This is a genomic window from Lelliottia sp. 489, assembly GCF_050435885.1.
In the GTDB taxonomy this organism is placed as follows: Bacteria; Pseudomonadota; Gammaproteobacteria; order Enterobacterales; family Enterobacteriaceae; genus Enterobacter; species Enterobacter nimipressuralis.
The window spans coordinates 22,813-47,461 of sequence record NZ_JBNDLC010000002.1 but is presented as its reverse complement, the minus strand read 5'-3'; the positions used below and the strand labels follow the sequence as shown (position 1 = coordinate 47,461).

General features: G+C 56.1%; 20 protein-coding genes. 7 read left to right on the top strand and 13 right to left on the bottom strand.

Annotation, left to right across the window (positions count from 1 at the left end):
• Window positions 1–3: 3 nt before the first annotated feature.
• Both ltaE and poxB read right to left on the bottom strand, forming a co-directional pair.
• A complete protein-coding gene (gene ltaE / locus ABIE11_RS08265) occupies window positions 4–1,005 on the bottom strand; it encodes a low-specificity L-threonine aldolase (protein WP_181827549.1) in 1,002 nt (333 codons plus the stop codon).
• A 38-nt stretch (window positions 1,006–1,043) separates the two neighbouring features.
• Window positions 1,044–2,762, bottom strand: coding sequence for a ubiquinone-dependent pyruvate dehydrogenase (gene poxB, locus ABIE11_RS08260; RefSeq protein WP_429184304.1), 1,719 nt, complete (start codon window positions 2,760–2,762; stop codon window positions 1,044–1,046).
• 152 nt (window positions 2,763–2,914) lie between these two features.
• Here poxB and ABIE11_RS08255 point away from each other — a divergent pair, with 152 nt between their 5' ends.
• Entirely contained in the window at window positions 2,915–3,349 is a 435-nt protein-coding gene (locus ABIE11_RS08255; RefSeq protein ID WP_181827551.1) for a DoxX family protein, read from the top strand.
• Window positions 3,350–3,452: 103 nt separating this feature from the next.
• On the opposite strand, the gene hcr is transcribed toward ABIE11_RS08255, so the two are convergent.
• From hcr to aqpZ, 4 genes are all read right to left on the bottom strand, one after another.
• Window positions 3,453–4,421, bottom strand: coding sequence for an NADH oxidoreductase (hcr, locus tag ABIE11_RS08250; RefSeq protein ID WP_102105160.1), 969 nt, complete (start codon window positions 4,419–4,421; stop codon window positions 3,453–3,455).
• A gap of 10 nt (window positions 4,422–4,431) precedes the next feature.
• A complete protein-coding gene (hcp, locus tag ABIE11_RS08245; RefSeq protein WP_429184303.1) occupies window positions 4,432–6,084 on the bottom strand; it encodes a hydroxylamine reductase in 1,653 nt (550 codons plus the stop codon).
• A 143-nt stretch (window positions 6,085–6,227) separates the two neighbouring features.
• On the bottom strand, window positions 6,228–7,127 hold the full coding sequence (locus ABIE11_RS08240; protein ID WP_102105158.1) for a lysine exporter LysO family protein: 900 nt from the start codon (window positions 7,125–7,127) through the stop codon (window positions 6,228–6,230).
• 172 nt (window positions 7,128–7,299) lie between these two features.
• The gene (gene aqpZ, locus ABIE11_RS08235; RefSeq protein ID WP_256469555.1) at window positions 7,300–8,001 is read right to left on the bottom strand and encodes an aquaporin Z; all 702 of its coding nucleotides are present in this window, start codon (window positions 7,999–8,001) and stop codon (window positions 7,300–7,302) included.
• A gap of 366 nt (window positions 8,002–8,367) precedes the next feature.
• Between aqpZ and ABIE11_RS08230 the strand changes: the two genes are divergently transcribed.
• Window positions 8,368–10,026: an ATP-dependent endonuclease gene (locus tag ABIE11_RS08230; RefSeq protein ID WP_100777024.1), complete on the top strand. Its 1,659-nt coding sequence runs from the start codon at window positions 8,368–8,370 to the stop codon at window positions 10,024–10,026.
• On the opposite strand, the gene ABIE11_RS08225 is transcribed toward ABIE11_RS08230, so the two are convergent.
• The gene (locus ABIE11_RS08225; RefSeq protein WP_429184302.1) at window positions 10,023–10,979 is read right to left on the bottom strand and encodes a VirK/YbjX family protein; all 957 of its coding nucleotides are present in this window, start codon (window positions 10,977–10,979) and stop codon (window positions 10,023–10,025) included. The two genes, ABIE11_RS08230 and ABIE11_RS08225, sit on opposite strands and share 4 nt — an antisense overlap.
• 160 nt (window positions 10,980–11,139) lie before the next feature.
• Between ABIE11_RS08225 and macA the strand changes: the two genes are divergently transcribed.
• Together macA and macB are read left to right on the top strand one after the other, a co-directional pair.
• The gene (gene macA / locus ABIE11_RS08220; RefSeq protein WP_100777022.1) at window positions 11,140–12,255 is read left to right on the top strand and encodes a macrolide transporter subunit MacA; all 1,116 of its coding nucleotides are present in this window, start codon (window positions 11,140–11,142) and stop codon (window positions 12,253–12,255) included.
• Window positions 12,252–14,192, top strand: coding sequence for a macrolide ABC transporter ATP-binding protein/permease MacB (macB, locus tag ABIE11_RS08215; RefSeq protein ID WP_100777021.1), 1,941 nt, complete (start codon window positions 12,252–12,254; stop codon window positions 14,190–14,192). Before macA ends, macB begins: the two co-directional genes overlap by 4 nt.
• A gap of 104 nt (window positions 14,193–14,296) precedes the next feature.
• Here the strand turns inward: macB and cspD are convergent, their stop codons facing one another.
• Complete coding sequence (cspD, locus tag ABIE11_RS08210) at window positions 14,297–14,518, bottom strand: cold shock-like protein CspD (protein ID WP_100777020.1); 222 nt, start codon at window positions 14,516–14,518, stop codon at window positions 14,297–14,299.
• Window positions 14,519–14,838: 320 nt separating this feature from the next.
• Here cspD and clpS point away from each other — a divergent pair, with 320 nt between their 5' ends.
• On the top strand, window positions 14,839–15,159 hold the full coding sequence (clpS, locus tag ABIE11_RS08205; RefSeq protein ID WP_025912927.1) for an ATP-dependent Clp protease adapter ClpS: 321 nt from the start codon (window positions 14,839–14,841) through the stop codon (window positions 15,157–15,159).
• 27 nt (window positions 15,160–15,186) lie between these two features.
• Window positions 15,187–17,466, top strand: a complete 2,280-nt coding sequence (gene clpA / locus ABIE11_RS08200; protein ID WP_100777019.1) for an ATP-dependent Clp protease ATP-binding subunit ClpA — start codon at window positions 15,187–15,189, stop codon at window positions 17,464–17,466.
• Between the two features lie 240 nt (window positions 17,467–17,706).
• On the opposite strand, the gene infA is transcribed toward clpA, so the two are convergent.
• From infA to trxB, 5 genes are all read right to left on the bottom strand, one after another.
• A complete protein-coding gene (gene infA, locus ABIE11_RS08195) occupies window positions 17,707–17,925 on the bottom strand; it encodes a translation initiation factor IF-1 (RefSeq protein ID WP_002211347.1) in 219 nt (72 codons plus the stop codon).
• A gap of 288 nt (window positions 17,926–18,213) precedes the next feature.
• Window positions 18,214–18,918, bottom strand: a complete 705-nt coding sequence (aat, locus tag ABIE11_RS08190; protein WP_100777018.1) for a leucyl/phenylalanyl-tRNA--protein transferase — start codon at window positions 18,916–18,918, stop codon at window positions 18,214–18,216.
• Between the two features lie 46 nt (window positions 18,919–18,964).
• Window positions 18,965–20,689, bottom strand: coding sequence for a heme ABC transporter ATP-binding protein/permease CydC (gene cydC, locus ABIE11_RS08185; RefSeq protein ID WP_429184301.1), 1,725 nt, complete (start codon window positions 20,687–20,689; stop codon window positions 18,965–18,967).
• Window positions 20,689–22,455 carry a heme ABC transporter permease/ATP-binding protein CydD gene (cydD, locus tag ABIE11_RS08180; protein WP_429184300.1) on the bottom strand — a complete coding sequence of 589 codons (1,767 nt, stop codon included), beginning with the start codon at window positions 22,453–22,455 and terminating at the stop codon, window positions 20,689–20,691. The genes cydC and cydD overlap by 1 nt, the downstream gene beginning before the upstream one ends.
• Window positions 22,456–22,568: 113 nt before the next feature.
• Window positions 22,569–23,537 carry a thioredoxin-disulfide reductase gene (gene trxB, locus ABIE11_RS08175; RefSeq protein WP_181827557.1) on the bottom strand — a complete coding sequence of 323 codons (969 nt, stop codon included), beginning with the start codon at window positions 23,535–23,537 and terminating at the stop codon, window positions 22,569–22,571.
• 551 nt (window positions 23,538–24,088) lie between these two features.
• Between trxB and lrp the strand changes: the two genes are divergently transcribed.
• Window positions 24,089–24,583, top strand: a complete 495-nt coding sequence (gene lrp, locus ABIE11_RS08170; protein ID WP_000228473.1) for a leucine-responsive transcriptional regulator Lrp — start codon at window positions 24,089–24,091, stop codon at window positions 24,581–24,583.
• Window positions 24,584–24,649 lie beyond the last annotated feature (66 nt).

Sequence of the window (24,649 nt, the reverse complement as noted above, 5' to 3'; positions counted from 1 at the left end):
TCCTTAACGCTGTAAAAAGGCCTGCCAGTGTTTTACCACTTCCGCCAGCTGCTCGCGGCTCACGTCGAGATGCATCACCAGACGCACAACCGGCGAGGCGTTCATCAGCACGCCGTGCGCTTTCATATACTCACCCAGCGCCGCCGCGTTCTCTTCGCCAACGCGAACAAACAGCATATTGGTGTCGTGACGCATCACATCCGCGCCGATCTCGCGCAGCTGCGCCGCCATCCACGCCGCGTTATCGTGATCGTCTTGCAGACGGGCAACGTTATGTTTAAGCGCATACAGCCCCGCTGCCGCCAGAATTCCGGCCTGACGCATGCCGCCGCCGGTCATTTTACGCCAGCGGTTGGCGCGCTTGATGTAGTCCGCATTGCCGACCAGCAGTGAGCCGACCGGCGTCCCCAGCCCTTTTGAGAGGCAAATGGTGAACGAATCGCAATACTGGGCGATCTCTTTCAGCTCGCAACCATACTCGACGACGGCGTTAAAAATACGCGCGCCGTCGACGTGCAGACCCAATTTGCGTTCGCGGGTAAACTCCCATGCGGCTTTCAGATACTCGCGCGGCAGCACTTTGCCGTTGTGGGTATTTTCCAGACTCAGGAGTTTGGTGCGGGCGAAGTGAATATCGTCGGCTTTGATTTTGGCAGCGACTTTGTCCAGCGGCAGGGAGCCGTCAGGCGCGGCATCAATGGGCTGTGGCTGAATACTACCGAGCACCGCAGCGCCACCGGCTTCATACAGGTAGTTATGGGCACCCTGGCCGACGATATACTCTTCGCCGCGTTCGCAGTGGCTCAGCAGCGCCACCAGATTCGCCTGAGTGCCGGTTGGCAGGAACAGCGCCGCCTCTTTACCGCTTAATTCGGCGGCGTAGCGCTGAAGTTCGTTTACGGTGGGATCGTCACCGTAAACGTCATCCCCGACCGGGGCGGCCATCATCTCTTCGAGCATGGCGCGGCTCGGACGGGTTACGGTATCACTGCGCAGGTCTATCATTTCACATCCCTATAGTTTTAAAGGTGATGTGAGATGTTTTACCTGAGCCAGTTGGTTTTTGCCAGTTCGATCACTTCGTCGCCGCGCCCGCTGATAATGGCGCGCAGCATGTACAGGCTAAAGCCTTTCGCCTGCTCCAGTTTGATCTGCGGCGGGATCGCCAGCTCCTCTTTGGCAACGACCACATCCACCAGCACCGGGCCGTCGATGGAGAAGGCGCGCTGCAGGGCTTCATCCACGTCCGCGGCTTTTTCCACGCGAATACCTGGAATCCCGCAGGCTTCGGCAATCTTCGCGAAATTGGTGTCATGCAATTCGGTGCCGTCCGTCAGATAGCCCCCGGCTTTCATCTCCATCGCCACAAAACCTAACACGCTGTTGTTGAACACCACGATTTTAACCGGGAGTTTCATCTGCACGACGGAGAGGAAATCGCCCATCAGCATGCTGAACCCGCCGTCGCCACACATGGCCACCACCTGTCGCTCCGGTGCAGTGGCTTGTGCCCCCAGCGCCTGCGGCATTGCGTTTGCCATCGAGCCGTGGTTGAACGAACCGATCAGGCGGCGTTTCCCGTTCATTTTCAGATAACGCGCCGCCCAGACGGTGGGGGTGCCCACGTCGCAGGTAAAGATGGCGTCGTCGCTGGCGAAATGGCTGATCTGCTGCGCAAGGTACTGCGGGTGAATGGCTTTGTCGCTCGGTTTGGCGAGATCGTCCAGCCCTTTGCGCGCGTCACGATAGTCGCTCAGGGCTTTGTCGAGGAACTTGCGGTCGGTTTTCTCTTCCAGATGCGGCAGCAGGGCGGCAAGCGTGGCTTTGATATCGCCCACCAGCGCCATATCAACCTTACTGTGCGCGCCAATGCTGCCGGGATTGATGTCGATTTGAATGATTTTTGCGTCGCTCGGATAGAACGCCCGGTACGGGAACTGGGTGCCGAGCAGCACCAGGGTGTCGGCGTTCATCATGGTGTGGAACCCGGACGAGAAACCAATCAGGCCGGTCATGCCGACATCGTACGGGTTATCGTATTCCACATGCTCTTTGCCGCGCAGCGCGTGAACGATGGGGGCTTTTATCTTCTCGGCAAATTCGACTAACTCTTTATGCGCGCCCGCACAGCCGCTGCCGCACAGCAGCGCGATATTGCTGGAGTAGCGCAGCAGCTGCGCCAGCTTTTTCAGCTCCTCTTCCGCAGGCGTTACCACCGGCTGCGGGGCGTGATACCAGTGGGTGCTGGCCCCTTCGGGCGCGGCTTTGAGTGCGACGTCGCCCGGCAGAACCACCACCGACACGCCGCGGTTGAGGATCGCCTTGCGCATGGCGATCGCCATGACCTGCGGGATCTGCTCCGGTGTGGAAACCAGCTCGCAGTAGTGGCTACATTCACGGAACAGCTCCTGGGGATGCGTCTCCTGAAAATAGCCGCTGCCAATTTCGCTCGACGGAATATGCGCCGCAATCGCCAGTACCGGGACGTGATTACGGTGACAGTCGAAAAGACCGTTAATCAGATGCAGGTTGCCCGGTCCGCACGAACCTGCGCATACCGCCAGCTCGCCCGTCAGCTGCGCTTCCGCGCCTGCGGCAAAGGCCGCCACCTCTTCGTGGCGCGTCGGCATCCAGTCAATGGTGCCCATTCGGTTGAGGCTGTCGCTTAATCCGTTGAGAGAATCGCCGGTGACGCCCCAGATGCGTTTGACGCCAGCTTGTTCCAGGGTTTTTGCTACGTAGGCCGCTACGGTCTGTTTCATGGTTGTCCATCTCCGTTTTGTGATAACGCTTACAAGCTTAGAAGAAACTGGGCGTTATGCCCGTTTAATCCCCCTGATTAATAGTGACTTTCTTTGTACAACCTTTCGTCATATTCTGATGGCACACAGGGTGAAAACAGGAATCATTTCAGATGGTTAAATCATTGTTAATTGCTGTTAATAGAACGCTAACGCATGATGATTTTGGCAAATTGTTATTACGTCTGGCGGTTGGCGGGTTGATGCTGTTTCACGGTTTACACAAGCTGTTTGGCGGCGTGGGGTTTATCAGCGGCATGCTGGTGGAAAAAGGGCTGCCGGGGTTTATTGCTTATGGCGTTTTGATTGGTGAAGTGGTGGCACCGGTTCTGATTGTGCTGGGGATCCTGACCCGTCCGGCGGCGCTGGTGCTGGCGTTTACGATGATCGTTGCCTGGCTGATGGTCGGCACCGGCAAAACCTTTGCGCTGGATGCGGTAGGCGCATGGGCGATTGAAAGTCTGGTCTATTTCTTCATTGGCGCACTGGCTTTGGCCTTTATGGGGGCAGGGCGTTATTCACTGGCGCGCGATCCGGCCTGGCGTTGAGAATAAAAAAGCCCGGTAGCTTAATATCTACCGGGCCAGAAGAGGGTAGGCCGGGCAACCGCAAAGCTGCCCGGCACATTGTGCACCGTATATGGTGCACAGTTTATGCCAGAACCAAATCACCCTGCGGATGACAAGAACAGGCCAGCACGTAACCCTCGGCAATTTCCGCATCCGTCAGCGTCATCGTACTGCTCACGGTGTAGTCGCCAGAAACCACTTTCGTTTTACAGCACCCGCACACGCCCGCGCGACAGGCCGCAACGACCGGAACGTTATTGCTCTCCAGCGCTTCCAGCAGCGTGGTACCGACGCGGCCGAAGAAGGTCTGCGCAGGCTGCAGTTTAGTGAATTTCACCCCGCTGGTGGCGGCTTCGGCCACTGGCGTGAAGAACTGCTCCTTAAAGAAGCGGGTCACGCCGAGCGCTTTCACCTCGTTCTCCACGATTTCCATATACGGCGCTGGGCCGCAGGTCATCACGGTGCGCGAGGCGATATCTGGCACGCTTTGCAGCAGTTCGCGGCTCAGACGGCCCGCGACAAAACCGTGAGTCGCGTTATTCTCGGCGACCAGGGTGACCGGATAATTGCGCCACTCGTCGGCGAAAATGACATCCTCCGGTGAGCGAACGCTGAAAATCACCTGTACGTCAGCCTGCGGACGGTTCTTCGCCAGCCAGCGACGCATCGACATCACCGGCGTCACGCCACAGCCCGCCGCCAGCATCAGGAATTTATCGTCAGCTTTATCGTCGCAGACGAAATCCCCCTGGGCGTCGGAGAGCCAGAGATAATCCCCGCGCTTCACTTCGTTCGTCAGCCACTGTGAACCCGCACCGTCATCGATCCGACGCACGGTGAGCGTGATGTATTCACTCACGCCCGGCGTTGAGGAAAGGGTGTAGGCGCGAAGGGTGTCCGCAGAATTGCGGACACTTACCAGCGCATACTGACCGGCGCGATAGGGGTAAAAATCATGGCATAACAGCGACAGCGTCCACACATCCGGCGTCTCCTGATGGATGTGATGAACCTGCATCCGCCACGGGCATTGTGAGGTTGGCATCGTCATGAAAAACTCCTTACGCGCTCAGCAGTTGCTGCATGTCTTCTTCTACGGTGGTCACGGAACGCAGACCAAATTTTTCGTTCAGCACCGCCAGCAGATCCGGGGTCAGGAAGCCCGGTGCCGTCGGGCCGGTCACGATATTGGTGACGCCCAGCGACAGCAGCGTCAGCAGGATCACGATCGCTTTCTGTTCGAACCAGGAGAGCACCAGTGACAGCGGCAGATCGTTCACGCCGCAGCCCAGTTTCTCGGCCAGCGTCACCGCCAGAATGATCGCCGAGTAGGCATCGTTACACTGACCGGCATCAATCAGACGCGGCAGGCCTTCGATATCGCCGAAGTCCAGTTTGTTGAAGCGGTATTTCCCGCACGCCAGGGTCAGGATCAGGCAGTCCTGCGGCACGCTGGTGGCGAAATCGGTAAAGTAGTTACGTTCGCCGCGCGCGCCGTCACAGCCGCCGACCAGGAAGATGTGACGCAGTTTTTCGCGGCTCACCAGGTCGATCAGGGAATCCGCCGCACCCAGCAGGGTTTCGCGGCCGAAGCCGACGGTGATCAGATGTTCTATTTCGCTGAACGGGAAGCCTGCCATCTGCTGCGCCTGGGTGATAACCGGGGTGAAATCATCGCCTTCGAGGTGGCTTACACCCGGCCAGCCAACGATGCTGCGCGTCCAGATACGGTCGTCATAGGCACCGACGGTCGGATCGATGATGCAGTTGGAGGTCATGACGACAGGGCCTGGGAAGCGGGCGAACTCCACCTGCTGGTTCTGCCAGCCGCTGCCGTAGTTGCCGACCAGGTGCTTAAATTTACGCAGCTCCGGGTAGCCGTGGGCAGGCAGCATTTCGCCGTGGGTGTAGACATTCACACCCGTGCCTTCGGTCTGTTGCAGCAGGTTGAAGAGATCTTTCAGGTCGTGGCCGGAGATCAGAATGCATTTCCCGGCAGTGGCTTTGACGTTGACCTGAGTCGGCGTCGGATGGCCGTAGGTGCTGGTTTCGCCTGCATCCAGAATGCTCATCACTTTGAAGTTCATCTGGCCGATTTCCATTGAACACTCAAGCAGGGCGTTCATGTCGGAAGGCCAGGTGCCGAGCCACGCCATGATTTTGTGGTACTGGGCATAAATGTCGTTGTCGTACTGACCGAGAACGTGGGCGTGTTCCATATAGGCCGCCGCACCTTTCAGGCCGTACAGGCACAGCAGACGCAGGCCGAGAATGTTCTCGCCAATCGCCGCTTTGTCTTTGTTCGGGGTGAATTCCGCCGCCTGACGCTGCAGTTCGCCCAGATCGTCACTCACCAGTTGCAGACCAGCCATAGGGTTATCGACGGCGGCGTTCGCGTCCACGCTCAGGCTTTGCGCTTTCAGCGCTTCACGCAGGGCGATGGCTTCGCGCGCGTAGCCTACGATGCGAGGGGAGTCGAAGTTGACGTTGGTCAGCGTGGAGAAGAATGCGCGCGGCGCGAAGTTGTCGATGTCGTGGTCGATAATGCCATATTCGCGCGCTTTTACCGCCCAGGCGGAGAGGCCTTGCAGGGCTGCAATCAGCAGATCTTGCAGGTCAGACGTTTCTGCGGTTTTACCGCACATGCCCTGCGCGTAGGAGCAGCCGTTGCCAGCTGGGGTACGGATGGTTTGTTCACATTGCACACAAAACATAATCACACCTGTTAAAGTTATATTTTAGATACATGTTTAAGGTTATGCCTGTGACCGGACAGAGAAAAGGTCTTTCTTCTACAAAGTAAAGGGAGATTGATTTAACGCAATTTTGGCGGCAGAAGCCTACCGCCAGAGAGGTATTATGCGGTGAACAGCGCCATCAGAATCGGCACCAGCAGGCTCAAAATAAAACCATGAACGATGGCGGCAGGAACCAGCTCAAGCCCGCCGGAACGCTGCAGAACGGGCAGGGTAAAGTCCATCGACGTCGCACCGCACAGGCCAACCGCTGTAGAGCGGCTTTTACGCACCAGCCCCGGAATGAGCATAATGGCGATCAGCTCGCGGCCCAGATCGTTAAAGAATGACGCGCTGCCAATCACCGGGCCAAAGGATTCGGTCATTAAAATCCCTGACAGGGAGTACCAACCAAAACCGGAGGCCATCGCCAGCCCGGTTTTCAGCGGCAGGTCGAGAATAAATGCGTTAATCACGCCGCCAATCAGCGAACTGCCCACCACGACCACCGCGATGATCATTCCGCGTCGATTGAGCACAATCTGTTTCAGCGTCATGCCGTTATTGCGTAATTGAATACCGATCAGGAATAACAGGAAGATGAGGGTATATTCGCTGGCTTCGGTGGCGTGTTGTAAAAACGCTAAACCGGTCAGGCCAAGCAAAAAGCCGAGCACGACCACGCCGCACAGTTTTAATGACTCCAGCGCCATGGCAATTCGCGAGGGTAATTTTTCCTGTTGATGATGGTTTTTCCATGGCAATGCGCGCTCAAGCCAAAATAGCGCCGCAATATTACACAGCAGAATCACCACAATAGTAACAACAGAATAATGGAGAATAGAGAGTAAATTAGCGGCCAGGTTATCCAGGAATGCGAGGCTTATTCCCATAAAAAACAGGATGACGTAGACAATCCAGCTGAGAAAGCGATTAATGAGTTTTAATGCCGACTCATGATGGAGGGGAATAAGATAGCCCACTACCAGCGGTAGCAGAATGATTAAGAGTCCTGAAAACATGAACAGCCGGGTCCTTTTGTGTGTCTGAATAGCGCCAGTGACACTACCCAATTCCGGTCTGCCAGTCAAAGTACAAAATAAAGGCCGGGTGGCGGCGACGCCTTACCCGGCCTGGATGACTGCACCTGTTAGCCGGGTTCGCGACGTGCCACCCGGCATCACAGCCGTACACTCAGTCGCGTTTTTCCAGCAGCGTACGATACAGCAGCCCGCCGAGGATACCGCCGACAATTGGCATCACCCAGAACAGCCACAGCTGCTGCAGCGCCCAGCCACCCTGGAAGATCGCCACTGCGGTGCTGCGCGCAGGGTTCACGGAGGTGTTCGTTACCGGAATGCTGATCAGGTGAATCAGGGTCAGCGCGAGGCCGATAGCAATAGGGGCAAAACCGGCGGGTGCGTGTTTGTCAGTGGCACCGTGGATTACCAGCAGGAAGCCCGCGGTCAGGACGATTTCAATAACAATCGCAGACAGCATAGAGAAGCCACCTGGTGAGTGTTCGCCATAGCCGTTAGAAGCAAAACCGCTTGCCGCCGCGTCGAAGCCCGCTTTACCGCTGGCCACAACGTACAGGACCGCTGCCGCAATAATGCCGCCAACCACCTGCGCCACAATATAGCCAATCACGTCTTTCGCCGGAAAACGACCGCCAGCCCACAGGCCTAATGTCACAGCCGGGTTAAAATGCCCGCCGGAAATATGGCCGACAGCAAATGCCATCGTTAATACGGTTAAGCCAAAGGCTAATGCCACGCCCGCAAAACCAATACCTAATTCCGGGAATGCCGCAGCCAGAACGGCACTACCGCAACCACCAAACACCAGCCAGAATGTACCAAAGCATTCTGCCGCTAATTTTCTAAACATAACCACCTCGTTAATTTCCGCACGCTGTCCTGCGCGCGGGCTACTAAATCGCCTAAAAGGGATGACGACTCAAAGAGCCATTATTTTAAAAACCAACAACACCCCTTCGCCAGTTAAATAAATCTGTTTAATTTGATTTATGGCAATGTGATGTTAATCCTTGTTCGGACTGGATGGATTTAAAGCATAGTCCAATTCGGAATGCGAAGTATCTTATGCCGGAAAATATGTTTCAAACGAAAGTCGTGGTGTAAATTCTGAATTTTAGGCTCCGTCCTGAAATAATCCGTCGATCTTAATGTGTCCTGTCACACCGCCTGCCGCTATACTGCTGATAACTTGAAGGAAAAAGTGAGCATTTCAGGGGGCATTATGTTTCTCGAACGTGTGGAGATCGTCGGGTTTCGCGGCATTAACCGTTTATCGTTAATGCTGGAACAGAACAACGTGCTGATCGGTGAAAACGCCTGGGGTAAATCCAGCCTTCTGGATGCGTTGACCCTGCTGCTTTCGCCGGAGGCAGACCTTTACAGCTTCGTTCGGGAGGACTTTTGGTTTCCGCCGGGGGATATTCAGGGGCGCGAGCACCATCTGCATATCGTTCTGACCTTTCGCGAGCTGGAACCCGGTCGTCATCGCGTTCGCCGCTACCGGCCACTTTCTCCCTGCTGGACGCCCTCAGATGATGGCTATCAACGTATCTTTTATCGCCTTGAAGGCGAGCTGGCAGAAGATGAGAGTGTGATGACCCTGCGCGGGTTTATGGATGCCCGTGGGCAGCCTATTCCGCTGGAGGATATTGACGCTCAGGCCGCCCATCTGGTGCGCCTGATGCCGGTGCTGCGCCTGCGGGATGCGCGCTTTATGCGCCGGATCCGCAACGGCTCGGTGCCTAATTTGCCCGACGTTGAAGTCACCGCCCGCGAGCTGGATTTTCTGGCGCGTGAGCTGGTGGCGCGTCCACAAAATCTCACGGACGGGCAGATTCGCCAGGGGCTGTCGGCGATGGTGCAGCTGCTTGAGCACTATTTTTCCGAACAGGGCACGACTCAAACCCGCCACCGCCTGATGCGCAGGCGCTCTCACGATGAGCAGCGCAGCTGGCGCTATCTGGATATCATCAACCGTATGATCGACAAACCCGGTGGGCGCGCGCATCGGGTGATTCTGCTGGGGCTGTTCTCCACGCTGCTGCAGGCGAAAGGGTCGGTACGGCTGGACCGCGACGCGCGTCCTTTATTGCTGGTGGAAGATCCGGAAACACGGCTGCATCCGATCATGCTGTCGGTGGCCTGGCATCTCCTGAATCTGCTGCCCCTTCAGCGCATCACGACCACTAACTCCGGGGAATTGCTCTCTCTGACGCCGGTGGAGCATGTCTGCCGTCTGGTGCGTGAATCCTCACGCGTCACCGCGTTTCGCTTGGGACCAGGGGGATTAAACCCGGAAGATGGCCGCCGTATCGCGTTTCATATCCGCTTTAACCGTGCGTCGTCGCTGTTTGCCCGCTGCTGGCTGTTGGTTGAGGGGGAAACGGAGACCTGGGTGATCAACGAACTGGCGCGTCAGTGTGGGCACCATTTCGACGCCGAAGGGATCAAAGTCATTGAGTTTGCCCAGTCGGGATTAAAACCGCTGATCAAATTTGCCCGCCGGATGGGGATCGAATGGCATGTGCTGGTGGATGGCGATGAGGCCGGGAAAAAATATGCCAGTACCGTACGCGGTTTGCTGAACAACAACCGGGAAGAGGAGCGGGAGCACCTCACGGAATTACCGGCGATGGATATGGAACACTTTATGTATCGTCAGGGGTTCGACGATGTGTTTCACCGCGTGGCCATGATCCCGCCGGGCGTGCCGATGAATATGCGACGGGTGATCGCCAAAGCGATTCATCGCTCATCGAAGCCGGATCTGGCTATTGAAGTGTCGGCGGAAGCAGGACGGAGAGGGGTCGAGGCGGTGCCGACATTACTGCGTAAAATGTTCTCCCGCGTGCTGTGGCTGGCACGCGGGAAAGCCGACTAGCGGTGGGTTGCCTGATTGATCTGCTCGATCAGGCTATCCAGCAGTTCATAGCGGCGACGGTACTCAGAGCGTTTTTTGCTCGCGATCTCTTCCATCGGTTTGCGCGCCATCTCGAGCGGTAGCTGGAAGTGACCGCTCGCCAGCGGTTCGCCACTCATTGAGCGCCAGAAACTGTCGTAATCCGCCAGCAGTTTGCCCTCTTTTTTCTTACGATAGCGCCAGCTGCGATAGATATGCGTGGCGTTGCTGACGGCCAAAATCTGCTCCACCGGGAACGCGGTGCCCAGTGTCATAGCGGCTTCCACCAGCAGACGTTTCGGGAACAGGCCATGACAGGCTTTGGTTGCACCCTGGATCAGCTCGTGAGGCACAAAAGCTTTTGCTCCTTGCAGGCCGCCGATAAACAGGGTGGTTTTCCCGTCGAGCTGACACAGGGTGAAGGTCATCTCGGCAAGCACCGTATTCTGGTGATCGCAGAAGGCCAGCGTTGCTTCGCCCTCTTTATCGAGGAACGCATCGGCACACAGGCGGATCGTAAACTGGCGTTCGTCTTTGCCGGTCAGCGTTAACAGGGTGACACCTTGTTTTGATAAATACCCGTTCATCAGCGATGCCGGAAGGGTTTTGCTCATGGTCTGGTAGTGCCAGTTCAGCGCCTCAAGCGCGCTCTGACGGCTCATGTCTACTGAAAGCCATGGGCGGTGCAGTCGGCACGGCAGCCCTGGCTGCACTTTCAACATTTGCATTAAACGCGGTTGTTTTGCCAGGCTTGCCAGCAGGCGCGCAGTGCTGAACGGTGCCGCCAGCGAACGAAGCATGAATTTACGCCGATAGGAGGGGTTCTGCCACGCAAGCCCCGGTGTTAATTCGCCTGATGCAAGGCTCTGGAAAAGCTGCCATCCTGATTTTGGCTGCGACGGCTGTGAAGAAGGTAGATCGGCGATGGAAGACATGATTATTCCTGGCTTCTGGATGAGATCTCTATTTCAGCAGCCATTTAATCAACATCTCGTCAACAAATGAGGTGAGAGATAAAAAAACGGGGGTTTCGTTGAGGAACAGTTTAGATAGAATCGACATTTATAATTGCCAGAACATTTATTTGGAATATTTATGAATCTCAAGGGAAAACGCAGGAAGCTGTTTTTACTGTTGGCCGTCGTCGTGCTGGTGGGCGGATACTGGCTCTGGCAGGTCCTCAACGCACCTGTGCCGCAGTACCAAACGCTGATTGTGCGGCCGGGCGAGCTGCAACAAAGCGTGCTGGCAACCGGTAAGCTGGATGCTCTGCGAAAAGTCGACGTCGGCGCGCAGGTCAGCGGTCAGCTTAAAACGCTGTCGGTTGAGATTGGCGACAAAGTGAAAAAAGGTCAGCTGCTGGGGGTGATCGATCCTGAGCAAGCAGAAAACCAGATCCGCGAAGTAGAAGCCACGCTTATGGAATTACGCGCCCAGCGCAGCCAGGCCGAAGCCGAGCGCAAGCTGGCGCAGGTGACGCTTGGACGTCAGCAGGCGCTGGCAAAAACGCAGGCCGTTTCCCGTCAGGATCTGGATACCGCGACGACGGAACTGGCGGTAAAACAGGCGCAGATTGGCACCATTGACGCGCAAATCAAACGTAACCAGGCCTCCCTGGATACGGCCAAAACTAACCTCGATTACACCCGTATCGTGGCACCGATGGCCGGGGAAGTGACGCAAATCACCACCCTGCAGGGCCAGACGGTTATCGCCGCTCAGCAGGCGCCAAACATCCTGACGCTGGCGGATATGGGCACCATGCTGGTAAAAGCGCAGGTTTCCGAGGCCGACGTTATCCATCTCAAGCCCGGTCAGAAAGCCTGGTTCACGGTGCTGGGCGATCCGAATACCCGCTATGAGGGCGTGCTGAAGGATATTCTGCCGACGCCGGAGAAGGTCAATGACGCGATTTTCTACTATGCCCGCTTTGAAGTGCCAAACCCGAAAGGCGTGCTGCGTCTGGATATGACCGCGCAGGTGCATATTCAGCTAACGGGCGTGAAAGATGTGCTGACCGTCCCGCTGGCGGCGCTGGGCGAACCGGCAGGGAACAACCGCTATAAAGTGAAAGTGTTGCGTAACGGCGAAACCCGCGAGCGCGAGGTGGAGATTGGCGAGCGTAATGATACGGACGTTGTGATCGTCAAAGGGCTCGAAGAGGGCGACGAAGTGGTGACGGGTGAAAGCCAGTCCGGGGCCGCGAAATGACGGCATTGCTTGAACTGAACGATATCCGCCGCAGCTATCCTTCCGGAGAGGGGGCGGTAGAGGTGCTGAAGGGCATCACCCTGCGCGTCGAAGCCGGGGAGATGGTGGCGATCGTCGGGGCGTCCGGCTCCGGAAAATCCACCCTGATGAACATTCTCGGCTGCCTGGATAAACCAACCAGCGGCACCTATCGCGTGGCGGGGACGGATATTTCCACCCTCGACAGCGATGCGCTGGCCAAACTGCGTCGTGAACACTTCGGCTTTATTTTCCAGCGCTACCATCTGCTTTCGCATCTGACGGCGGCGCAAAACGTGGAAGTCCCGGCGGTGTATGCCGGTGTGGAACGCAAGAAGCGCCTTGAGCGTGCCCATGCGCTGCTGACGCGTCTGGGTCTGGCCGAGCGTGTCGATTATCAGCCGTCGCAGCTCTCTGGAGGCCAGCAGCAGCGCGTGAGTATTGCCCGCGCGCTAATGAACGGTGGGCAGGTGATTCTGGCCGATGAACCGACGGGCGCGCTGGACAGCCATTCCGGTGAAGAGGTGATGGCGATCCTGCATCAGCTGCGCGATCAGGGGCATACGGTGATTATTGTCACCCACGATCCGCAGGTGGCGGCGCAGGCGGAGAGAATCATTGAAATTCACGACGGTGAGCTGATAAGCAACCCGCCAGCGAAGAAAAATCACGTCGGTGTGCAGAAAACGATCCTGCCGCCGCCGACGGGCTGGGGGCAGTTTGTCAGCGGATTCCGCGAGGCGTTAACCATGGCCTGGCTGGCGATGGTGGCGAACAAAATGCGCACATTGCTGACCATGCTCGGCATCATCATCGGCATTGCGTCGGTGGTGTCGATTGTGGTGGTGGGTGATGCGGCGAAACAGCTGGTGCTGGCGGATATCCGCGCCATCGGGACCAACACCATCGATGTCTATCCGGGTAAAGATTTTGGTGACGATGAACCGCAAAACCAGCAGGCGCTGAAGTATGACGATCTGGTGGCGCTGCAAAAACAGCCGTGGGTGAACTCGGCCACCCCAGCGGTATCGCAAAACCTGCGTCTGCGCTATGGCAATATTGACGTAGCGGCCAGCGCCAACGGCGTGAGCGGTGACTATTTTAACGTCTACGGGATGACCTTCAGCCAGGGCGCAACCTTTAACGCCGAGCAGCTTGCGGGCCGCGCGCAGGTGGTGGTGCTGGATGATAACTCGCGTCGCCAGCTGTTCCCGAATAAAACCAACGTCGTCGGTGAAGTGATTCTGGTCGGCAACATGCCCGCGACGGTGATTGGCGTGGCGGAGGAGAAACAGTCGATGTTTGGCAGCAGTAAAATCCTGCGCGTCTGGCTGCCGTACACTACCATTTCCGGGCGTATCATGGGGCAGTCGTGGCTTAACTCCATCACCGTGCGGGTGAAAGAGGGTTACGACAGCACTCAGGCCGAACAGCAGATCGAACGACTGCTCACCCTGCGCCACGGGAAGAAAGATTTCTTCACCTGGAATATGGACGGCGTCTTGAAAACGGCGGAAAAGACCACACGTACTCTTCAGATGTTCCTGACGCTGGTGGCGGTGATTTCGCTGGTTGTCGGTGGGATTGGGGTGATGAATATCATGCTGGTGTCGGTGACGGAGCGCACGCGCGAGATTGGCATTCGCATGGCGGTTGGCGCGCGGGCAAGCGATGTGCTGCAACAGTTTTTGATTGAAGCGGTGCTGGTTTGTCTGGTGGGCGGTGCGTTTGGTATCACGCTTTCGATGCTGATCGCCTTTACCCTGCAGCTGTTTTTACCGGGCTGGGAGATCGGTTTCTCACCCTTTGCGCTGCTGACGGCATTTTTATGTTCGACGGCGACGGGCGTGCTGTTTGGCTGGTTGCCGGCGCGCAATGCGGCGCGGCTCGATCCGGTGGATGCATTGGCTCGCGAGTGAGTTTTACCGGGTTACGCGCCGTCGCGCGACCGGTGCTGGAAATAAAAATGCCAGCCGATCGGGCTGGCATTTTGCCGACAGGATGTACACAATGAATCAGAGGGCTAAGCGACAGCTTCTGCTTCAATGGGCACAATGACACTGGCATGATTGCCTTTTGGCCCCTGGTGAACATCAAACCGAACCGACTGTCCGGCTTTTAGTGTTCTGTATCCATCCATCTGAATGGTGGAATAGTGAGCGAAGATATCTTCGCCGCCGCCTTCAGGGCAGATGAACCCGAACCCTTTGGCGTTGTTGAACCACTTAACAGTACCCATTTCCATGCTTCGACATCCTTCGTATATCTTATTAAGTAAGATGGAATGAACCGGTGGTGGAGTGGGGGCTGTTCAAAACCTCGCCAACTCACGCTTGTACAATTTAGATAAACCAGCCTTATCGTCAAGTGTCAGGCGCTGGAGTTGGGACAATAATCAACCAAAATTTGAAGCAGTTAACGCTATTGACGGGAATGTGACAGACATCGCGGATGGCAGTAATAGATGTTTGTTATCTGATATCTGAGGTAGATTCAGAATATGTATCAATGCCTGTCAGCGAAAAATGTTCTGCCGGAAACCGTAACCGATGATGACGACTGACAATGGGTAAGACGAACGACTGGCTGGATTTTGACCAGCTGGCGGAAGACAAAGTGCGCGACGCGCTAAAACCGCCATCTATGTATAAAGTTATGTTAATGAACGATGATTACACGCCGATGGAATTTGTTATTGACGTGCTACAAAAGTTCTTTTCTTATGATGTTGAACGTGCAACGCAATTGATGCTCACCGTTCACTATCGCGGCAAAGCCATCTGCGGCATTTTTACTGCCGAAGTAGCCGAAACCAAAGTGGCGATGGTGAACGAGTATGCAAGGGAGAACGAGCATCCGTTGCTGTGTACGCTGGAAAAAGCCTGAAAAGGCATAAAATTGGGGGAGGTGCCTATGCTCAATCAAGAACTGGAACTCAGTTTAAACATGGCTTTCGCCAGAGCGCGTGAGCACCGTCATGAGTTTATGACCGTTGAGCACCTGCTGCTTGCACTGCTCAGCAACCCATCCGCCCGCGAAGCGCTGGAAGCCTGCTCCGTGGACCTGGTGGCGTTACGTCAGGAACTCGAAGCCTTCATCGAACAAACGACACCGGTGCTGCCCGTCAGCGAAGAGGAGCGCGACACTCAGCCGACGCTCAGCTTCCAGCGCGTGCTGCAGCGTGCGGTGTTCCACGTCCAGTCCTCTGGCCGTAGCGAAGTAACTGGCGCAAATGTGCTGGTTGCCATCTTTAGCGAGCAGGAGTCGCAAGCTGCGTACCTGCTGCGTAAACACGAAGTCAGCCGACTCGACGTGGTGAACTTTATCTCTCACGGAACGCGAAAAGACGAGCCTAATCAGGCGTCGGATTCCAGCAATCAGGTCAATAATAATGAAGAGCAAGCAGGCGGGGAGGATCGTATGGAAAACTTCACCACCAATCTTAACCAGCTTGCTCGCGTCGGTGGGATCGACCCGCTGATTGGCCGCGATAAAGAGCTGGAACGCGCGATTCAGGTCCTGTGCCGTCGCCGTAAGAACAACCCGCTGCTGGTGGGGGAATCGGGCGTGGGTAAAACCGCGATTGCTGAAGGGCTGGCCTGGCGTATTGTGCAGGGCGATGTTCCGGAAGTGATGGCCGATTGCACCATCTACTCGCTGGATATCGGTTCTCTGCTTGCGGGCACGAAATATCGCGGTGATTTTGAAAAACGCTTCAAAGCCTTGCTGAAACAGCTGGAGCAAGACACCAGCAGCATCCTGTTTATCGATGAGATTCACACCATCATCGGCGCAGGTGCGGCGTCTGGCGGCCAGGTGGATGCGGCTAACCTGATCAAACCGCTGCTCTCGAGCGGCAAGATCCGCGTGATGGGGTCGACCACCTATCAGGAATTCAGCAATATCTTCGAGAAGGACCGTGCGCTGGCGCGCCGCTTCCAGAAAATTGATATTACTGAGCCGTCCGTTGAGGAAACGGTGCAGATTATCAACGGCCTGAAACCGAAGTACGAAGCGCACCACGACGTGCGTTACACCGCCAAAGCGGTGCGTGCGGCGGTAGAGCTGGCGGTGAAGTACATCAACGACCGTCATCTGCCGGATAAAGCGATTGACGTGATCGACGAAGCGGGCGCGCGTGCGCGTCTGATGCCGGCCAGCAAACGCAAGAAAACCGTCAATGTGGCGGACATTGAATCCGTGGTAGCTCGCATCGCGCGTATCCCTGAGAAGAGTGTCTCTCAGAGCGACCGCGATACCCTGAGAAACCTCGGCGACCGCCTGAAAATGCTGGTGTTTGGCCAGGATAAAGCCATTGAGGCCTTAACCGAAGCCATCAAGATGGCCCGTGCCGGGCTGGGACACGACCATAAACCGGTTGGCTCCTTCCTGTTTGCCGGTCCAACCGGTGTGGGGAAAACCGAGGTAACGGTGCAGCTGTCTAAAGCGCTGGGCATTGAGCTGCTGCGCTTTGATATGTCCGAGTACATGGAACGCCACACCGTCAGCCGTTTGATTGGTGCGCCTCCAGGATACGTGGGCTTTGACCAGGGCGGCCTGCTCACCGATGCGGTGATCAAGCATCCGCACGCGGTTCTGCTGCTCGATGAGATCGAGAAAGCGCACCCGGACGTGTTCAACATCCTGCTTCAGGTGATGGACAACGGGACGCTGACCGACAACAACGGGCGCAAAGCGGACTTCCGCAACGTGGTGCTGGTGATGACCACCAACGCCGGTGTGCGTGAAACGGAACGTAAATCGATCGGCCTGATCCACCAGGATAACAGCACCGATGCGATGGAAGAGATCAAGAAGATCTTTACGCCAGAGTTCCGTAACCGTCTGGACAACATTATCTGGTTCGATCACCTGTCTACCGAGGTGATCCATCAGGTGGTGGACAAGTTCATCGTCGAGCTGCAGGTTCAGCTGGATCAGAAAGGCGTATCGCTGGAAGTGAGCCAGGAGGCCCGCAACTGGCTGGCCGAGAAAGGCTACGACCGTGCGATGGGCGCACGTCCGATGGCGCGAGCCATTCAGGACAACCTGAAAAAACCGCTGGCCAACGAACTGCTGTTTGGTTCGCTGGTGGATGGCGGCCAGGTGACCGTGGCGCTGGATCAGGCGAAAGGGGAGTTGACGTACGACTTCCAGAGTGCACAGAAGCATAAGCCAGAAGCGGCACACTGAGTTATATCGCGTAAATAAAAGCCGGGTGAAAGCCCGGTTTTTTTATGCCTGTGTTTTGTGGGTGTCACAGGTTGAACGCGTCGGGCTGTTGCATGTGACCGGTTCGGATATAACGCAGGCGGTGGCGAGGTCTCTGACGGTAATAGATTTTCGGCCTGGCCCGGTATATAGCGGAAATAAAAAAGGCCGGGGATTCCCCGACCTTTTTAAATATCTCTACGCCTTTACTGGCGAAAACAATTAGCGACTACGGAAGACAATGCGGCCTTTGCTCAGGTCGTACGGGGTCAGCTCAACAGTCACTTTGTCGCCCGTCAGGATACGGATGTAGTTCTTGCGCATTTTACCGGAGATGTGCGCGGTTACCACGTGACCGTTTTCCAGTTCTACGCGGAACATGGTGTTAGGTAACGTGTCAAGTACGGTACCCTGCATTTCAATATTGTCTTCTTTGGCCATCTAATCCTCTGGGGTATCACTACCAAGTTTTGAACCGGCAAGATAATGCCGAAATTCATCAATTAAGTAAAGAATTGCGCGTTTAAAACGCAACAAAACAGTTTCGGCGTATTGCCCAGTCGTCACGGTATAACCGTACGAGAAGCGCATTCGTAAAGGGGAGGCGACAGGATAAACGCAAGGACGTTATCTGGTGCGAAGGATTCCCAAACGGCGGCGGGGCAACAGGCTGAACCTACTCTGCGGCACCAATTATAACACTCCTCATCAGAAATGGGCGGAAAACATTTATGCCTGAGAGATAAAGAGCGTTCTGGGAACCCAAAAGTTCTGTGGCAGCTTCTGCAAACGCATGGCATCCAGCTGTTCCAGATAATGTCGACGTGATATTTCAACGGCGCCCAGTGAGGCAGTGTGCTCGTTCAGCACCTGACAATCCACCAGTTGACCACCGCGCAAAGAGAATTCCTGGCAAAAGACCAGCAGGGCCGTTTTGGAGGCGTTAATGGCGCGGCTGAACATCGACTCACCGCAAAACAAGGTGCCCTGCGCCACGCCGTACATGCCGCCAACCAGCGCCTCGTTTTCCCACACTTCGATGGAGTGGGCGTGGCCCAGTTCGTGTAAGCGATGATAAGCGTCGATAATGTCGTGTGTGATCCAGGTGCCTTCATGACGATCGCGGGCACACCCTTCGATCACCTGCCCGAACGCGTGATTGAGCGTCACCCGATACGGGGATTTCGCATGGAAGCGTTTCATGCTGCGACTCAGGTGAAACTGCGCGGGAAGCAGCACTGCGCGAGGATCTGGCGACCACCAAAGAATCGGATCGCCGGGTGAGAACCACGGAAAAATGCCGCGCTGGTAGGCCATCAGCAAACGCGCCGGGCTTAAATCACCGCCAAGCGCCAGAAGCCCATTGGGTTCACGTAGCGCTCCCTCTGGCGAAGGGAACGCAATATTATGACGAGAAAGCTGGACCAGGCGCATGACTGCGAAACTCCAATACGCGAGTTAGGATCGGTTCAAATATAGTCTACAGACGTTGTTTAAACTGGTAATAGCGACCCTGTTTCGCCAACAGCTCTGCGTGACTACCTTGCTCAATAATTTGCCCATTGTCCATTACAATTATTTGGTCAAAATTCGCCAGTCCGCGCAGGCGGTGTGTCACCATCAGCACGGTTTTGTTTTTCATGACTTGCGCCAGTAAATCAAGGATTTGGCTTTCGGTTGTGGCGTCCAGACCTTCCGTCGGTTCATCCAGGAGCATCAGCGGCGCGTCATGCAACAGAGCACGAGCTACCGCCAGACGCCGTAACTCTCCACCCGAAAGCTGACGACCTCCTTCTCCGAGCCAGCTGTTTAAGCCGTCATCCTCGAGCAGTTTTTGCAGGCCGACCTGTTCCAGCACGGCGCTTAAGTCGCTGTCAGAGGCTTGCGGCGACGCCAGCAGCAGGTTATCGCGCAGCGTGGCGCTAAACAGATGCACGCGCTGCGGAACTACGCTGACAGCCTTACGCAGGGCGGGCTCGCTAAATTCCGTAAGCTTTGTATCGTTAAAGCGAATTTCGCCCCGACGCGGGTCCCAGGCGCGGGTCAGTAATTGCAGCAGTGTCGATTTACCGCAGCCGGTTCTGCCGAGCACAGCAACGTGCTTGCCGGCCGGAACTGTCAGGCTGATGCCATCAAGCGCGTTTTGCGCCTGCCCATCGTAGGCAAACGTCACGTCTTTCAGCTGCAGCGCCACGGACTGAGGAGCCACATCGTGCTGTGCGTCGGTGAACGCCACTTCCGGTTTCTGTTCGGTAATCTGGGTAATGCGCACCGCCGAGGCAATCACCTGGCCGAGGTGCTGGAACGCGCTCGTTACCGGCGCGAGTGCTTCAAACGCTGCCAGCGCACAGAAGACAAACAACGCGATCAGCGCGCCGGGCTGCGTATTTCCGCCCACGCCGCCTGATGCCATCCACAGCATCGCAATCACCGCAACACCGCCGATCAGCATCATCACCGCCTGGGACAGCGCCGTCAGCTCGGACTGTCGGCGCTGGGCTTCATGCCAGCTCAGCTCCGTGCTTTCCATCTGAGCGCGGTAGCGGCGGCTGGCACCGAAAATCGTCAGTTCTGCCTGGCCTTGCAGCCAGGACGTTAACTGCTGGCGGTAGTCGCCGCGCAGACGAGTCAGATTTTCACCCGTGGATTTCCCGGCGCGATAAAACAGCGGCGGCAGCAGGAGCAGCGTGAGCAACATAATGCCGCCCAGGGTGAGAGCGATAGGCACGTCGAGCACACAAAGGCCCAGCGTGACGGTCACGATCACCACAAACGCGCCAACCAGCGGGGAGATCACGCGCAGATAGAGATGATCCAGCGTATCGACATCGGCCACCACGCGGTTCAGCAGTTCGCCCTGACGAAAACGCGCCAGCCCGGCAGGGGAGAGGGGCAGAAGTTTGCTGAAGGTGAAAATACGCAGATGTTGCAGAACGCGGAAGGTCGCATCATGGCTGACCAGACGCTCAAAATAGCGCCCGGCGGTACGGGCAATCGCAGTGCCGCGCACGCCCGCAGCGGGCAGCATGTAGTTAAAACTGTAGAGCCCGGCAACGCCCGCGACGGCAGAAGCCGACAGGAACCAGCCAGAGAGTGTTAATAATCCGATACTGGCCAGCAGGGTGACGATAGCCAGCACAATGCCCAGCGTCAGCATCCATTTATGGCGTTTATACAATGCGAGGTACGGCAGCAGGGCGCGCATTAAATATCCTCCTGACGATTAGCCAGCAGGGAGGCAAATGGCCCCTGCGCGGCGGCGAGCGTGGCGTAATCACCTTGTTCGACAATACGCCCGTTTTCCATTACCCAAATCTGATCCCAGTCGGCAATACCTTCTAGCTGGTGCGTGACCATCAGCGTCGTTTGCTGGCGAGAGGCATCATTCAGCGCCTGCATGACGCGCTGTTCACTGTGAGCGTCAAGGCTTGCGGCGGGTTCGTCGAGCAGCATTAACTGGCTTGGATTCAGCAATGCGCGCGCCACGGCGATACGCTGGGCCTGGCCGACGGAGAGTCCTGCCGCCTGATCGCCGACAACAGTATCCACGCCGTTTGGCAGCAGCGGCAGAAACTCGCTGACCCAGGCGCGGTCGAGCACCGATTGCAGCTCATCTTCCCGGGCGTCGGGGCGGGCCAGCAGGACGTTTTCGCGAAGCGTCGCGGCTGGCAGCTGTGGGTTTTGTCCCACCCAGCTCAGTTGCCTACGCCAGGCATCAGGCTCAAGCGAGCGCAGTTCCGTTCCGTTGATCTGCAGCGAGCCGGTATACGCCATAAAGCCGGATAACGTATTCAGCAACGAGCTTTTCCCCGAGCCGCTGATGCCAACCAGCACCACGCGCTGGCCCGCCGAGAGTGTAAAGTTGAGCGGCCCGGCCAATACTTTGCCTTCCGGCGACAGGATAGAAAAATCTTCGGCGTGAACGGTGATCGGCTCTTTGCTGTTGAGCGTGATATCTCCACGCTCCGGGTGTGCCAGCGGCGTTTCAAGGAAGGTTTTCAGGCTGTCAGCTGCGCCCACGGCCTGCGCTTTGGCGTGATAAAACGTTCCCAGATCGCGCAGCGGCTGGAAGAACTCAGGCGCCAGGATCAGGGCGAGGAAACCGGCTGACAGCGTTACCGCAGTGCCGTAGTGGCCAAAATCCAGCGCGCCAAGGTAGGAGAACCCAAAGTAAACCGCGACCAGCGCAATGGAAAGTGAGGTGAAAAACTCCAGCACGCCGGAGGAGAGGAACGCCAGACGCAGCACTTCCATGGTGCGCTGACGGAAGTCCTGTGAGGCGAGACGGATATTATCGATTTCGGCTTCGCCACGACCAAAGACGCGCAATGTCTCCATTCCGCGCAGGCGGTCGAGGAAATGCCCGCTCAGGCGACCCAGCGCGAGGAAGTTACGGCGGTTGGCATCTGCCGCGCCCATGCCGACCATCGCCATGAACATCGGGATCAGCGGCGCGGTGCCGAGCAGAATCAACGCCGCCACCCAGTTAGAGGGGAAAATCGCGAGCACGATCAGCAGCGGAACACAGACTGCCAGCGCCATCTGGGGCAGAAAGCGGGCGTAGTAGTCGTGCATATCGTCGATCTGTTCAAGGATCAGTGTCGCCCAGCTACCGGCTGGTTTGCCCTGAATCCAGGCCGGGCCTGCTTCCTGGAGACGATCCAGAACCTTACGGCGGATTTCGTAGCGAATATGTTGTCCGGCGTGGAAGCCCACACGCTCGCGCAGCCAGACCACCCAGGCGCGAAGAACAAAGACCAGCACCAGCACGACAAACGGCATCAATAATGCCTCGCGCGGAATGTTCTCCATAATCATATGGTTAAGAATGCGGGCCAGCAGCCATGCCTGGGCAACAATCAACAAACCGCTGATAAGACCCAAAAGACGGGAAATAGTCAGCCAGCGGCGGGAAATAACGCTTTGCTGTTTAAGCCAGCGAGTTAACTCTTGTTGACGGGTTTTTTCCATTACGCGCTTTGCAGGTGAGTTATAAGAAATTAGACAACCGCATGTTACACGTGGGAAAAAATAAAGGCGACCAGTGGCCGCCTTTATTTACGTTTGTTACTGACTTGTAAAGATTATTTACTTAATTCAGCCAGCCCATCCAGGTAGCGTTCCGCATCCAGTGCAGCCATACAGCCGGTGCCTGCGGAGGTGATTGCCTGACGGTAAATATGGTCCATCACATCGCCTGCGGCGAAGACGCCTGGGATGCTGGTCTGGGTCGCGTTGCCGTGAATACCAGACTGCACTTTGATGTAGCCGTTTTCCAGCTCCAGCTGACCGTCGAAGATAGCGGTGTTTGGGCTGTGGCCGATAGCCACAAACAGACCTGCCACTTCCAGCGACTCAATGTTGTCGCTGTTTTGCGTATCACGCAGACGCAGGCCGGCAACGCCCATCTGATCGCCAGTGACTTCTTCCAGCGTGCGGTGGGTGTGCAGCACGATGTTGCCGCTCTCCACTTTATCCATCAAACGTTTGATGAGGATTTTTTCCGCGCGGAAGGTGTCACGACGGTGGATCAGATGCACTTCAGAGGCAATGTTTGCCAGATAAAGCGCTTCTTCGACCGCGGTGTTACCGCCGCCGATTACCGCCACTTTCTGGTTACGATAGAAGAAACCGTCGCAGGTGGCACAGGCAGAGACGCCACGGCCTTTGAACGCCTCTTCGGACGGCAGACCGAGATAACGCGCGGACGCGCCGGTTGCGATAATCAGCGCATCGCAGGTGTACTCTCCGCTGTCGCCTGTCAGACGGAACGGACGGTTTTGCAGATCAACCTTGTTGATGTGATCGAACAGGATTTCGGTTTCGAATTTGATGGCATGCTCGTGCATACGTTCCATCAGCAGCGGCCCGGTCAGGTCGTTCGGATCGCCTGGCCAGTTTTCCACTTCAGTTGTGGTGGTCAACTGACCGCCTTTTTCCATGCCGGTGATTAACACCGGGTGCAGGTTAGCGCGTGCAGCATAGACCGCTGCGGTATATCCCGCAGGTCCAGAACCAAGGATTAGCAGCTTACTGTGTTTAGCCGTGCCCATGAGATCCCCATTGTTGTTGGCAGACATTTGCTCGGATTGTAGGGAATTTGTTGCCTTAAAAAAAGAGCACAGCAATTTTGTAAACGATTTGTGTAATAGCCGGGGACGATGAGGCGGCCTTTTTGGGCGTAATAACATCACACTATCGGTGAAAAACGGTCGTTTATACGGCGTCAGAATGAGGATTAATACCCGGTCGCAATGAATAACTGGCATGTTGTACTAAAAAACGATGTTTTGCTTTGACAATCCCCTGCGCTTTTGCGAAAACATTGAAGGAAGAAAAAAAAGCCGCGCTAACGTTGTGTCGCATAGACATGCACGGAAACGCCATTTTTACCGGGTCAGTGAAATCTACGCATGGTGTGGACAGATGCCATGCGTGATGTCGGTGACAGCCTTCTGGCAACGGTCTTCTCACCGTAGAACCCGAATCTGCATCGCGTACAAACTATAAAAGGCGATGTGATAAGCAACGGGTACAGGCTCTGAACAGTGATGTGCACAGGGTCCAGGCAGGAGTAGGGAAGGAATACAGAGAGACAATAATAATGGTAGATAGCAAGAAGCGCCCTGGCAAAGATCTCGACCGTATCGATCGTAACATTCTGAATGAATTGCAAAAGGATGGGCGTATTTCCAACGTCGAGCTTTCAAAACGTGTGGGACTTTCTCCGACGCCATGCCTTGAGCGTGTGCGCCGACTGGAAAGACAGGGTTTTATTCAGGGCTATACGGCTCTGTTGAACCCGCATTATCTGGATGCCTCACTTCTGGTATTTGTTGAGATTACTCTGAATCGTGGCGCGCCGGATGTGTTTGAGCAATTTAACACCGCAGTGCAAAAACTTGAAGAAATTCAAGAGTGTCATCTGGTTTCTGGTGATTTCGACTACCTGTTGAAGACCCGTGTACCGGACATGTCAGCCTATCGTAAACTGCTGGGTGAAACCCTGCTGCGACTGCCTGGCGTGAATGACACCCGCACCTACGTGGTGATGGAAGAGGTCAAACAGAGCAATCGTCTGGTTATTAAGACGCGCTAATACGGAACAGGTGCAAAATCAGCGTAATTTGATTACACTCCTGTTAATCCATACAGCAACAGTGCC